We start from the raw sequence: 12,411 nt of genomic DNA, 5'->3' as shown, positions 1-12,411 counted from the left end.
GACGAATGACGAATGACGAATGACGAATGACGAATGACGAATGACGAATGACGAATGACGAATGACGAATGACGAATGACGAATGACGAATGACGAATGACGAATGACGAATGACGAATGACGAATGACGAATGACTAAGGACAAAAAAATGACACCCGAACAGATGGATACACTTATTCTGGACAAGCTAATTGAACAACTGAAAATTATGCCTCAAGACTTGCAGTGGCGAGTGCTGGAATTTGCACGCACTATTTCCGGTTCAACAATTCAAGGCGTCCCTGGGCGAGAATTACTACGTTTTGCAGGTTCAATTCCACCCGATGATGTTCAGTTGATGCGCCAAGCAATAGAACAAGATTGTGAGCAGGTTGACCTTGATGAGTGGTAGATACTTATTAGACACTAACATCATCATTGCGCTCTTCGAGTATAACCAATAACCAATGACAAAACTATGACACCCGAACAAAAACAGGAAATCACCGAACTACGCGCCCGCAACTTAACCCCGAAACAAATTGCTCGCAAATTAGGATTACGGGCGGCTGAAGTCACCGCCTATATCAAAGAACAGGCGGAGGAAAAAACACTTGCCCGTGTCGCATCGGGAGAACTAGATCCCGTTGTCGAATGCTTTGTCAACGCCAACTGTGCAGACTATTATCTCCACGAAAACCCTGATCCAATTGAAGAAACCGAGGCAAATATTGACCGAGGGTTAGCCTTAGTCTGTATTACCCGCAAAGCCAAGTATGACCGATTCACCGTTTGTACTTACCTGCTAGATGTATGGTGTCTCGGCGTCAAAGATACCATGGGTCCGCGTCAACTGAATTCAGTTGAATATAAACAGATGCTAGACTATGCCTATCAAGGCTTTCCCGAAGGTCCTCAAAAAATTACCCTTGAACAAGCCCAAGCCTTAGTGTATAGTGCCGTAGACTATGCCGAACAATTAGGATTTAAACCCCATCAAGATTTTCAGCAATCGCGATTTCATTTAGGCAAGTGGAGTGGTCAACCCAAAATTCAAATGGGTCGCAATGGTAAACCCTTTTATATTAGTGGTCCCTACGATCACCCAGAAACGATTATCAACATCTTGCGAAAAAATGTCGGTGAAGGAAATTTTGACTACATGACCCAGTTATTTGATGATTCGGATGAATCGGGTTCATTCACTGATTCGTTGTTAACTGAATCCTTGTTAAGGGAGCTTCTCTAACATACAAAAATGTCCGGCTGACTTAATCGGTAGTGACAATCGATAGTTATCCGAATGGGCAGCGATGAATTCCTCGACTGCTGTTTTTACGCCCGTCGAGAAAAAGTCGTAATCATCAACAATAATATGTCCACCTTTAGATAATACCTGATCAAGAAAATTGAGAGCCACTAAAATAGGTTCATAAAAATCAAAATCGACGTAGGCAAAACAAACCTGTTGAAGCCGATTAGATGACTGAATCGTTTTTTCAATAAACCCGGGTATAATTTGAGTCCGTTCTGAGGGAAAGTTAATATCATTTAATCGCTTTTGCACCAGATCAACAGCGGTGAGCATTGTCCCCGTGTAGGCATCCATTGATCCGAGATTAAAAATATCATCTTTTAGTGTATCTTTAGCAGAGGGTTTGGGTAATCCAGCAAAGGAATCAAAAAGCCAAATTGTTTTATCCGTCTTTTGAATTTCATGCGCCATTAATGCTGATGTCGCACCTTGGGCGACGCCAAATTCACAGATATCCCCTGGCAAGTGTAAAGATTTATGTAAATAATTGACAATATAGAGCGCTTCACTGACCGATGTCCCTAAAAGTTTAAACAGTAAATCAGTTCTTACCTCGTCATAATCGGGTAAATCAGTCAGCAGTATCTCTTTATACACCCCTTCCACTTCTTTGAGCAGTGTTTTATATCGAGTATCGGGTTGATTCAGTTGTGCTAGTTGATAGCCTAACTCTTTTTTTGAGTAAAACTTATATAATTTATCTAGACTGTTAAAAATTAACCGATCCATCACGTTAAACATCAGATGGGTTTAGCTCCTAATCGCGTTCTGACTCTGTATTAAACCATAAAACGTGAACCACTACTTTGCCACAGTCGCCCGTGGATTAGAACCCATTGCGGCGCAAGAACTTGAACGCCTGGGGGCGCAGGAGGTGCATCCCGATTTTACGGGAGTGCATTTTCAGGGGGATACAGCGTTAATGTATCGAGTCAACCTCTGGGCGAGAACGATTTTCAGGGTACTCGTCGTTTTAGCTGAATTTCCTTGTGCGAATGCGAAACAGCTTTATCAGGGAGTGCAAACTATCCCCTGGGCGCAATATCTGAAACCGCAGCACACCTTAGCCGTAAATGCGACAGGAAAGACTAAACAGCTTAATCATAGCCACTTTACCGCCCTGCAAGTAAAAAACGCGATCGTTGATCAACAACGGAACCAATTTGGTAAACGGTCTAGTGTAAACATAGAAAAGCCTGACCTTTTAGTCAATGTCCACATTCATCAAAACCGTTGTATTCTCAGTTTAGATAGTTCAGGAACCAGTCTACATCGACGCGGATATCGCTCGGCTATGGGACTTGCTCCCCTGAAAGAAACCTTAGCCGCCGCACTCTTAGAATTGGCAGAATGGCATCCGAATTTACCATTATTAGACCCAATGTGTGGTTCCGGAACATTACCCTTAGAAGCCAGCTTAATCAGCTTAAATATTGCTCCTGGATTGTTTCGAGAACAGTTTGGATTTGAGCGTTGGTTAGACTTTGATCCAACTCTTTGGCAACAACTCCTTAACCAGGCAAAAGCCTGTCAGCACCAGGAATTAGGCGCACCGATTACAGGGTGCGATCGCGACGCGGATATCCTCAATCAAGCCCGAAGTAATGCCCAGCATTGTGGCATTTTAGATCAGATCACCTTTATTCAACAAGACCTTTCCCAACTAGAACCACCAGCCGATCGCGGGATAATTATCTGCAATCCTCCTTACGGAGAACGATTGGGAAATGCTCAGGAACTGGGAGATTTATATAAATTACTCGGCGATATCTTTAAACAACGGTTTAAAGGCTGGACAGCATTTATTTTAACCGGGAATAAACAGTTAGCCAAGCGAGTCGGATTAAAAGCATCGCGGCGGATTCCGGTATATAACGGTTCTATTTCTTGCACCTTTTTAAAATATGAACTGTATTAAATTGGATTTTTAATCCTGCATACTAAAACGAATCGCATTAACTCCTAAAGCAATCATTCGGAAATCTCCTGGCGGCTGAATAGAACCTTCTCGTACATGAAATCGGAGTTTATTTTCTCCTTCTTTTACCTGAAAATCAACTTTATAAAATCGAGGTTTAGAGTCAATTTTAATACTTTTAATAATTCGATTATTGAGATAAACATCAACAGTAGTCTTTGGCAAAATCGGCACAAATTTAATTTTTGAAGCTAATCCAACAGGTCTACCTTCTTCATTTGCGAGTTTTATTGTGGCATCTTGCTGCATCCAACGGAAACTTTTTGAATCCGACGCATCCCCCCACCACTCTTCTAAAAACCACCAGTTTTCTAACAGACAAACTCTAACATTTGTATTGTCTACTTTACCCGATGGACGTATTAATGAATAAATTTTATTTTTCCAAAGGAGTTTATCGGTGTTCATGAAATTATCATGCCAATTCCGCGTCAGGACTAAACCTCCTTCTTCCACTGTTGAAAATACTTGCATGGGACTCATATCCGAGTAAAGATTTCCTTGCTGATAATATTCATTCGGGTACATAAAGACAGAACGAGTTTTTCCCAAGAAGTAACTCATCCACATCTGTTCCCAGTAAGCCGATTCTTCTATATATACTGTTCTAGAACCCGCTACTTTAGCGGCTTCAGATAACTCAACTAAATCCGAGTTTACACTTAAATGACTAGCTGACATTTTTTGAAATAGAGGGCTGATAGCTGTAGTACTCATCAATCCAATCAGGATAATGACGGTAATTTTACAAGTATATTTACTCAAGCTATAGAAAAAATTACTAATTATTATTGTGAGTTCAGATAAGGCTATTGAAACAGCAATAATTAGAGCAAAGCTAGTAAAGCCTACAGCTTTGTAATATCCATAAGAATAGTCGCGTCCCCACTTCAGCCAGAGTAAAACACCCAGGCTGAATGTTAGAATTAATAACCACAAGTCTTTATTCTTTAAACGACTGACACCCAGGAAAATTAACATCAGGATAGGCAGGCTAGTCCCTATTAGTAAGTATGGGGGGTAGACTTGATTAGCATGAATACTTAAAAACCCAATTATATCCACCGGAAATGCCCATCTTGGCATTGACCAACCCGCTTGGAGTCCAGAGGCTAAAAAAGCATATCGTAAACCATGCCATACATTTAAAGGGTTGATCAAAATAACGAAAATTATTAATGAACTCAGGTTTTTTAGAAATACTGACCGACGTGATAGCCTTGCCAATTTAACAATTGCATAAATGAATATAAATCCGATCAAAAAAACACTGATTTCAGAATAAATGATAAACAAAGAAGATATAGTTAATCCAAGTGTAAGCAGATAGGGACGATACGAAGTGTGATTTCGCTCTGCTAGCTCAAATAAAATTAAGGCAACAACTAAACAGCCATGACCAAAAATATGGGCAGCAAACCCCTGATAGTTAAAAAACAAAAAGTTGACATTCAGCACACTAATTACTAATGCCACAGTAGCAGCAAATTGATCTTGACTCAGTATGAGTGTAAAAATTGCCATGAGTGGTGGAGTTAAGGCAAAAAATACACCAATCGTTATAGTAAAAATTTTGTACGTTGGCAAATGGAGTAGGGAAGCTAGTAGCCCAAATAGTAACCGACTCCCCAAGCGAAAACCTGGTGTAAGTCGCCAGGGGATAAAATAACTGGATGGATCTTTAGGGTGAATTGACGGAGGTTGGTTAACACTATGGGTTTTAAAAAAATCTCCTAATACTACATAAATATTTGGATCATTATTTCCTAATGATATTGTTGTGGGGATTCCATCTATTGTCATCATGGGGTACAAGGCTAAAAAAAGTACCGCAACTGTTCCAATTACTAAAACAAAATCAAACTGTTGTAAGGGAATGATTAACGGTACTTTTTTGCACTTGCATAGAATTAATAAACCAATTCCTAAAATAGATAACAAATAAATACTTTGATTGGTATTGAGTCCTATTTGACTCAAATATAAACTAAATAAGCTGCTGACAATTAACCCAAACCAAGGCGCTAACCAAAGTTGATAAGGACGGAGACTGGTGGGTAAACTGAGGCGAGTTATGCCCCAGCCTATAACCAGGAAAAACCAATAAATTGCAACGGTTATCCCAATAATGAGTAACACAATTCGATTAGTATTAGAAACTGACAAAAAATAAGACGTGTTTATTTTACCGCTATAAGAGATTTATTCATAGTCTCGTTCACCCCAAAACACTCAACTCTAAATCCTGCGCCAATTGCTGCACAATAAACAACCCAGCTTGAGAATTCCCCATCTCATCTAACGCCGGAGAATAACAGGCGATCGCACCCTGAGACGGTACAATAGACAACATCGCTCCACTCACCCCTGACTTGGTTGGCAATCCTACCTCTACCGCAAAGCGACTAGAGGCTTGATACAATCCACAAGTAATCAGAATGTCGTTAACTGGGCAACGGTGTTGAGGTGATATCATGCTATTACCCTGCACCAGCAGCATCCCCAGAGAAGCTAAATCCGTCACCGTTCCCGATAAACAACAGATGTGATTGTAGGTATCCAGGGCAATTTCTGGGTGATCCAGATAGCCAGAGGTGGCTAATAAATCCGCGATCGCCTGATTCCGTTCATTGGGAAGAGAACGCACCGACTGTAACATCGCCTCATCTAAAACCAACTGAGACTGCGATCGCTGATTTAACCACTGGCGCAGGCTTTCGCAACGAGAGGCCCCATCCTTACCCGGTAAACGCGCAGCGAGTGCGATCGCACCACTATTAATCATTGGGTTGCGGGGCTTTCCCCGATCTGCTTGCAGTTGGGCTAAGGAATTAAATGGCTGATCAGACGGTTCCATCCCCACCTGAGAAAATACCGCCTCTGTTCCCCATTGTTCCAGCAAAAATAGCAAAACAAACGGCTTAATCACACTCATCAAGGGAAATGAACAACGAATATCACCCGCCGCCATTCCCTCACCCTGAATCCTCTGTACCTGTACCGCCACCCAGCCTGGATTTGCCTGCGCTAGTAAGGGGATATAAGTTGGCAATTGCCCCCCTTGACATTGTACGTTTGCCTGAGCGATTAAAGTATTGAGTTGATCCTGAGTCAATGCGGATAGTCCCAGAGAAGATTGATGATGATGCGGGTTATCCCTGTCACTGATAGGGTGCGACGTCTCAATTTTTTTAGCCATGCTACCCCCGATTCAAATAGATTAATTAACGTGTAGATTTAAACCCTGAGCAATAAAAGCGAATCCTCCACTGATAACCCTTAACTATTCTTATTGATAGATGTTAAAACTCCTAGCTTTAATCGATAATGAATATATCAATCATCAAAGTATAATAGGAGTTTAACAGAATATGGGTTGGTTACAACGACTATTTGGCATGGACAAGCCAAAAGAGGCAAAAGTAAACCCTCCAACACAGCAGCAACCTTCATCCGCCGCCAGTCGCCCAAAAACAGATGAAGCCCCAGCCACGACGAAACTGTCCACCACTCCTCCCGAACGTCTTGGTTTACATGGAGAATATGACCAAAGTGGTTTAGCGAAGCGGGTTGCTTTAGCATTTGATGAAGACCCGGATTTAGATGACATCAATACGCTTTATGTCGCCCAAACGAGTACCACTGTGGTGTTGAAAGGTAAGGTTCCAAATCAGGCTATTTTGGACAAGATGGTGAAGGTTGCTAGAGGTGTCAATGGTGCAAAATCAGTTGATACAACTCAAGTTACCGTAGGGTAAGCTGATATCTTAACCTTCGATTATTGTAGGGGCGCAAGGCTTGCGCCCTTAAAAACTATCACGTTTTAATTTTTCTTGGCTAATACTGCGCTTCAATTATAGGTTATGATACCGTAACTTAATATTCATCAAAAAACACCGAAAAGATGATTTGCACGAAAAAACAATCATCAGTAACCGCATTGGGTGCATTATTGATTGCTTTAGCACCAGGAGAACCAACCTCTGCAACCTATAGCGCCGAGCCTCTATTCGATACCGTTAATACCTATCAAACAACAATTACAACCAATGGTGATCCCGCTGATATTTATTTCCCAATTCCCTCAAATTATAATACCAACACCAATCCATTTCCTATCGCCCTAATGTTGCAAGGAGCATTAGTGGATAAAGTAGATTACGCCAATTTCGCCAGTACCGTTGCCAGTTACGGATTTGTCGTGATTGTCCCTAATCATGAACGAACTGTAACCAATCCCAGAACAGGAGAACCCGTCACAGGGTTTATTGCCGAACAGCAGCAAGTCAATGATGTTCTTTCTTATATGAAACAAGAAAACGCAAATCCTGCTTCACCGATTGCGGGAATTATTAATACCAATAAACTAGGATTACTCGGACATTCCTTTGGCGGTTTTGTCGGATTAGCTATTATTCAAGACATCTGCGTTCCTAGAGTATGCGTTGGTAACTTTATCCAGCCTCCTGAAGTAATGGCTGGTATTTTCTATGGTACAAACTTTAAAGATCCCCCCGAAACAGGTTCATTTCCTCCAATTAATAATCAAACAATTCCCACCGCGTTAATCGCCGGAAGTCAAGACACAATTGCCGATTTAGTGGAAATTACAGCTACTTACAACCAAATTCAAGATCCACCCAAGGCTTTAGTCATTGTCAAAGGGGCTAACCATTATGGGATTACCAATGAAGATAACCCAGTTCGCGATCCTGTTAGACCTTTATTAGACCAGAATATAGCCACAGAAACTATCGCTCGTTGGAGTGCCTTGTTTTTGCGATCGCATCTACTTAATGATACTGCCGCTTTTGACTATTTGTACAACAGTGGGGATGATCAGGATGAAAATGTTATCGTGATTCACCCCATCAATCCCCTTTCTGAATCGGCATTGCCCTCTAATTGAATGAGCCGACAAAATTACTCTTCAATCTTCACCGAAAGAATCTTATCCCCTTTCTGTATCGCATTAACTACATCCATATTTTCGGTTTTACCAAAAACAGTATGGAAGCCATCTAAATGGGGTTGAGGCGAGTGGCAAATAAAAAATTGACTTCCGCCAGTATTACGACCTGCATGTGCCATTGATAATGACCCAGCTAAATGCTTATTGGGGTTAATTTCACAGTTAATCGTATAGCCAGGACCCCCCGTACCCGTTCCCAGAGGACAACCGCCTTGAATCATAAAATCGGGAATAACGCGATGAAATGTCAATCCATCATAGAAGCCTTTTTCACTGAGATCAACAAAATTTTTCACTGTATTCGGAGCATCTTTCTCGAATAAGTCCAGATGAATTGTACCTTTTTCCGTTTCCATAATGGCGCGAGTCATACTTTTTTCCTTGCGTGTGATATGTTGTTAGGGTTCAGTGAAACTGGGGAATGAGTCACATTATCCGGCACGATCCGTTTCAGCATTAAATGCCATTTGCCAAAACTCCGCTTCTAATTGAGCGACTTGCAAAAAGGCAGACTCGGCTTGCTGTTGAATGGATTCTGACGCCTCTGGTAATACCTGATTTGCTTGGTTTTCCAACAACGTGACATACTCAGTAAAGCCTGGGTTTCCCCAGCGTTGTGCAAATTCATTGTAAGACCCACTCATCTGACCTGGCAATTGCCAGCCTTGATTATATGCCAATTCAATCGCCCAAAACGCTGTGGCTTGAACCGGATAAGGCATATCCCAAAGCGTTTGCATGAAGTGACAGTATTGGTTACAGGCGGGTTGTTTCTGGGTATTTAGATTTAGCGATCGCTCTGTCGCTTTTTCCCGAAACCACGCCAGTTCATCTTTGATCGCACTTGCGCCACTTAGGAGAGTATCAAAATGGGCAGCAGGGGCGGCGGCTAAGACTCGTCCAATCAGGCGCGTGAATTCTAGCACAAATAAATAATCTTGCACCAGCCAGGTGTTAAATTGTTCAGGTTTAATTGTGCCTAATTTACACTGTTCTAGGAACGGATGTATGGTGGCTTTATGCCATACATGATTGTGCTTGTGCAGAAGCTGTTGACAAGTTAAACTCATAACCTTATTCTCCCACTTAGTCGGGGCGGGTTTAGTCCCATCTGGGTGAATAATAAACGATAGTAGTAAAACCCGCCCCTACAATCGATAAATTCTTTCACTGGGATGGGGCGGGTTTAGTCGCATCTGGATTAACAATAAACGATAGTAGTAAAACCCGCCCCTACAAACCATGCGCTCTTTCCGAAGTGAAGGGTCAAAATTTAAAACTCCCCATCTACAAAACAGACTGTTTCCAATATTGATAGACAGAATAAGCCAGCGTTACCACACCTGTAATAATCGCCGATTCATTCACTTCAAATTGGGGGTGGTGTAAGGGATAATTAGGCTTATCCTTAAACCCGACGCCAAGGCGGAACATCGTACCCGGAGCATGTTCTAGATACATGGAAAAATCCTCGGCTCCCATAGAGGATTCGGGTAAAATTTGCACTCGATCACTTCCCCAAGCTTCCTTGGCAGATGCTTCTAAGATTTGAGTTAAAGCTAAGTCATTTTGCACCGAAGGCACACCCCGGCGATAACTTACCTCATAGCGAGCGCCATACATCTGGCAGACATTTGCCACAATTGACTCAATCCATTTTGGCAGATTCGCGTGAGTTTCGGGGTGGAGCGATCGCACAGTTCCGGCTAAGTGGACTTGATCCGCGATCACATTCGGGGCGCGTCCACCATTAATCTGTCCAATTGTCAAGACTATCGGACGTAAAGGATTCTGAGTGCGGCTAATCGCTTGCTGTAAGGTAGTAATCACCTGAGCCGCAATCCAAATCGCATCCACGGCTTCATGGGGACGGGCACCATGACCGGATTCTCCAGTAATAAAGATTTCCAAGTCATCCGCCGCCGCCGTGAGTGCGCCGTAACGCACACCAATAGAACCCCCTGGAATCGACGGGAACACATGAACCCCAAAAATGGCACTGACATCATTCATCGCCCCATCTTGAACCATCCAGTTGGCGCCTTGGGCGATTTCTTCAGCGGGTTGAAACAAGAAGCGCACATTTCCTGGTAATTGTTCCCCTAATCCAGACAACACCATCGCCGTACCTAAACCAACAGTGGTGTGAACATCATGACCACAGGCGTGCATTATCCCCATCTTACGGGAAGCAAATTCTAGAGGGGCGGCTTCAGTAATCGGTAACGCATCCATATCCGTGCGAATCGCCACTAAGCGTTCATCAGTCCCCCCAACTAACTCACCAATCACGCCCGTTTTGGCAATCCCTTCTTGGACAACAATGCCACAGGACGACAGAACACCCGCGACATAAGCCGCCGTTTGGTATTCCTGACCGCTCAATTCCGGATGACCATGGATATGGCGGCGAATTTCAATCAGACGCGGTGCGAGTTCTTGGGCGAGGTCTTTGATTCGGCTAAGCATAAATTTAATTCAAGAGGTCTTACTATACAAGCTGTTCTATTCCATCATCCAAACATCTGAAAAATAATGCAGCTATCGGTCGTTAGACATTACCTTAACTAAGACATTAATCCCAATCCCAATGGGAGTGGTAGGGTGGGCAATGCCCACCTACCGATGGAGACGGGTAAATCCTGATTCCCTTAACTAAGACGTTAATCCCGATAACAATGGGAGATGTGGAGAATGAGCAAAAAACCATGAAGACCTACGATTGGATTGTTGTTGGTGGGGGTATTACCGGAGCAGCACTCGCCTATGAACTTGCCCAGGTAGGGTTAAGGGTTCTGTTGGTCGATTCAGATACAGCAATTCAAGGCGCGACTCGTTACAGTTATGGCGGTTTAGCCTATTGGTCAGGGAAATCAGACCTGACGAAGGTGTTGTGCGCTGAGGGAATTGAACGGCACAGGCATTTATCAGCGGCATTAGACCATGATACCCAGTTCCGGGAATTGGATTTAGTCCTGACTATTTCCGCCAACCAAGACCCCGAAAAAATGGCAGCGGCTTATGCTGATTGTGCCATGCCACCCAAATTACTTTCAGTCGAGGAGGCTTGTGAGTTAGAACCCCTACTCAATCCTAATGCGATCGCGGGCGTTCTTACGGTTCGTCATGGTCATATTCATCCGGAACACCTCACCCAAGGCTATCGCCAAGCCTTTTGTCGCGCTGGGGGTGAACAGCAGATAGCTCAAGTGGTGGAACTCCTGCGCCAAGGGGATAGGGTTCAGGGGGTGAAAACCTCGGATAATCAAACCTATCATGCTGCCAATACAGTGGTTTGTGCCGGAGGATTCAGCCGCGCCTTGCTTAAAGCAGTAGGAATTCAGGTGCGCGTATACTTCACCCATGCGGAGATGATTGAAACACCAACAGTTGACCTGAAACTGCGAACATTAGTCATGCCCGCCTATACACAACGCTTTCCACTTGAAGCGCAAGCCAGCAGCGCGGAGGTAGAACCCTTTTGGGATCAACCGGGTTACGAACCTGTGCCACCGATTTTAGATGCTGGGGCGATTCAGTTTCTAGATGGTAGTTTACGGATGGGTCAAATTAGTCGTGTTCTGACTCAACCCTTCGCCGCCATAAACTCAGCCGCGAGTGAGTCTGCGATTCGCACTCAGGTGGGGAATGTCTTACCAGCTTTAGCCAGCCTACCGGGAACTTGGCATCACTGTTTAGTGGCGTTTGGTGGTAATAATTTACCTGTGGTGGGGGCAATTGAGGGTGTAGAGGGTGTTTATATTTTCTCTGGATTTACCAATCCTCTGGTATATGTGCCACCGTTAGCCCAACGCTTTGCCCAATGGGTTATGGGGAAGCAGGATCAGATTATCGCTCAATTGGCACGGAATTTGTAGGGAACGGGGAACAGGGAATACGGGAATGTAGAGACGTAGCATGCCATGCTACGTCGCTACGTCGGGGCGGGTTTAGTCACATTTCTTGTGAGGGAAGAAACGATAGTCGTCAAACCATTGGTGTCAACTTAAGGTGAAAGCTCGGTTGAGCAAGGGTGTCGGGTGTCGGGTGTCAGGATGGAATTGTCTGTTGGAGGCGAAAAAACCTCACACCTACCACCATTCACCTCACCTATTCATCCACAATGTTTTTTTCAAACAGGTTCCGTTTAATACATAGCTCCCCAA

General features: G+C 43.5%; 13 protein-coding genes. 7 read left to right on the top strand and 6 right to left on the bottom strand.

The window, feature by feature from the left end:
- Nucleotides 1-164 precede the first annotated feature (164 nt).
- Both RIG66_RS18995 and RIG66_RS18990 read left to right on the top strand, forming a co-directional pair.
- On the top strand, nucleotides 165-392 hold the full coding sequence (locus RIG66_RS18995) for a hypothetical protein (protein ID WP_446380321.1): 228 nt from the start codon (nucleotides 165-167) through the stop codon (nucleotides 390-392).
- Between the two features lie 66 nt (nucleotides 393-458).
- Nucleotides 459-1,229 carry a DNA-binding response regulator gene (locus RIG66_RS18990; protein WP_446380319.1) on the top strand — a complete coding sequence of 257 codons (771 nt, stop codon included), beginning with the start codon at nucleotides 459-461 and terminating at the stop codon, nucleotides 1,227-1,229.
- Here the strand turns inward: RIG66_RS18990 and RIG66_RS18985 are convergent.
- A complete protein-coding gene (locus RIG66_RS18985; RefSeq protein WP_446380318.1) occupies nucleotides 1,212-2,036 on the bottom strand; it encodes a TylF/MycF/NovP-related O-methyltransferase in 825 nt (274 codons plus the stop codon). The two genes, RIG66_RS18990 and RIG66_RS18985, sit on opposite strands and share 18 nt — an antisense overlap.
- A 52-nt stretch (nucleotides 2,037-2,088) precedes the next feature.
- Here RIG66_RS18985 and RIG66_RS18980 point away from each other — a divergent pair, with 52 nt between their 5' ends.
- Nucleotides 2,089-3,213 (top strand): THUMP domain-containing class I SAM-dependent RNA methyltransferase, encoded by a 1,125-nt coding sequence (locus RIG66_RS18980; RefSeq protein ID WP_446380317.1) that lies wholly within the window; start codon nucleotides 2,089-2,091, stop codon nucleotides 3,211-3,213.
- Between the two features lie 9 nt (nucleotides 3,214-3,222).
- Here the strand turns inward: RIG66_RS18980 and RIG66_RS18975 are convergent, their stop codons facing one another.
- Both RIG66_RS18975 and RIG66_RS18970 read right to left on the bottom strand, forming a co-directional pair.
- Nucleotides 3,223-5,412, bottom strand: coding sequence for a hypothetical protein (locus tag RIG66_RS18975; RefSeq protein WP_446380316.1), 2,190 nt, complete (start codon nucleotides 5,410-5,412; stop codon nucleotides 3,223-3,225).
- Between the two features lie 79 nt (nucleotides 5,413-5,491).
- Nucleotides 5,492-6,472: a glutaminase gene (locus RIG66_RS18970; protein ID WP_446380315.1), complete on the bottom strand. Its 981-nt coding sequence runs from the start codon at nucleotides 6,470-6,472 to the stop codon at nucleotides 5,492-5,494.
- Nucleotides 6,473-6,644: 172 nt separating this feature from the next.
- Between RIG66_RS18970 and RIG66_RS18965 the strand changes: the two genes are divergently transcribed.
- The gene (locus RIG66_RS18965; protein ID WP_446380314.1) at nucleotides 6,645-7,031 is read left to right on the top strand and encodes a BON domain-containing protein; all 387 of its coding nucleotides are present in this window, start codon (nucleotides 6,645-6,647) and stop codon (nucleotides 7,029-7,031) included.
- Between the two features lie 146 nt (nucleotides 7,032-7,177).
- Nucleotides 7,178-8,182: an alpha/beta hydrolase family protein gene (locus RIG66_RS18960; RefSeq protein ID WP_446380313.1), complete on the top strand. Its 1,005-nt coding sequence runs from the start codon at nucleotides 7,178-7,180 to the stop codon at nucleotides 8,180-8,182.
- 14 nt (nucleotides 8,183-8,196) lie between these two features.
- Here the strand turns inward: RIG66_RS18960 and RIG66_RS18955 are convergent, their stop codons facing one another.
- From RIG66_RS18955 to RIG66_RS18945, 3 genes are all read right to left on the bottom strand, one after another.
- On the bottom strand, nucleotides 8,197-8,616 hold the full coding sequence (locus RIG66_RS18955; RefSeq protein WP_446380312.1) for a peptidylprolyl isomerase: 420 nt from the start codon (nucleotides 8,614-8,616) through the stop codon (nucleotides 8,197-8,199).
- 60 nt (nucleotides 8,617-8,676) lie between these two features.
- Nucleotides 8,677-9,315: a TenA family transcriptional regulator gene (locus RIG66_RS18950; RefSeq protein ID WP_446380311.1), complete on the bottom strand. Its 639-nt coding sequence runs from the start codon at nucleotides 9,313-9,315 to the stop codon at nucleotides 8,677-8,679.
- 217 nt (nucleotides 9,316-9,532) lie between these two features.
- Complete coding sequence (locus RIG66_RS18945) at nucleotides 9,533-10,714, bottom strand: M20 family metallopeptidase (protein ID WP_446380310.1); 1,182 nt, start codon at nucleotides 10,712-10,714, stop codon at nucleotides 9,533-9,535.
- A gap of 239 nt (nucleotides 10,715-10,953) precedes the next feature.
- Here RIG66_RS18945 and RIG66_RS18940 point away from each other — a divergent pair, with 239 nt between their 5' ends.
- Complete coding sequence (locus RIG66_RS18940) at nucleotides 10,954-12,123, top strand: NAD(P)/FAD-dependent oxidoreductase (RefSeq protein ID WP_446380320.1); 1,170 nt, start codon at nucleotides 10,954-10,956, stop codon at nucleotides 12,121-12,123.
- A gap of 133 nt (nucleotides 12,124-12,256) precedes the next feature.
- On the top strand, nucleotides 12,257-12,403 hold the full coding sequence (locus RIG66_RS18935) for a hypothetical protein (protein ID WP_446380309.1): 147 nt from the start codon (nucleotides 12,257-12,259) through the stop codon (nucleotides 12,401-12,403).
- Nucleotides 12,404-12,411: the final 8 nt, after the last annotated feature.

The sequence above is a fragment of the Coleofasciculus sp. E2-BRE-01 genome (genome assembly GCF_040221695.1).
Taxonomy (GTDB): Bacteria; Cyanobacteriota; Cyanobacteriia; order Cyanobacteriales; family Coleofasciculaceae; genus Coleofasciculus.
The sequence above is the reverse complement of the archived record's forward strand: the minus strand, read 5'-3'. Positions and strand labels throughout refer to the sequence as shown.

Excerpts from the sequence above, each read along its gene's own strand:
- RIG66_RS18995 (WP_446380321.1), top strand. The coding sequence starts at position 165 with ATGGATACACTTATTCTGGACAAGCTAATTGAACAACTGAAAATTATG.
- RIG66_RS18990 (WP_446380319.1), top strand. The coding sequence starts at position 459 with ATGACACCCGAACAAAAACAGGAAATCACCGAACTACGCGCCCGCAAC.
- RIG66_RS18985 (WP_446380318.1), bottom strand. The coding sequence starts at position 2,036 with ATGTTTAACGTGATGGATCGGTTAATTTTTAACAGTCTAGATAAATTA.
- RIG66_RS18970 (WP_446380315.1), bottom strand. The coding sequence starts at position 6,472 with ATGGCTAAAAAAATTGAGACGTCGCACCCTATCAGTGACAGGGATAAC.
- RIG66_RS18965 (WP_446380314.1), top strand. The coding sequence starts at position 6,645 with ATGGGTTGGTTACAACGACTATTTGGCATGGACAAGCCAAAAGAGGCA.
- RIG66_RS18960 (WP_446380313.1), top strand. The coding sequence starts at position 7,178 with ATGATTTGCACGAAAAAACAATCATCAGTAACCGCATTGGGTGCATTA.
- RIG66_RS18955 (WP_446380312.1), bottom strand. The coding sequence starts at position 8,616 with ATGACTCGCGCCATTATGGAAACGGAAAAAGGTACAATTCATCTGGAC.
- RIG66_RS18950 (WP_446380311.1), bottom strand. The coding sequence starts at position 9,315 with ATGAGTTTAACTTGTCAACAGCTTCTGCACAAGCACAATCATGTATGG.
- RIG66_RS18945 (WP_446380310.1), bottom strand. The coding sequence starts at position 10,714 with ATGCTTAGCCGAATCAAAGACCTCGCCCAAGAACTCGCACCGCGTCTG.
- RIG66_RS18940 (WP_446380320.1), top strand. The coding sequence starts at position 10,954 with ATGAAGACCTACGATTGGATTGTTGTTGGTGGGGGTATTACCGGAGCA.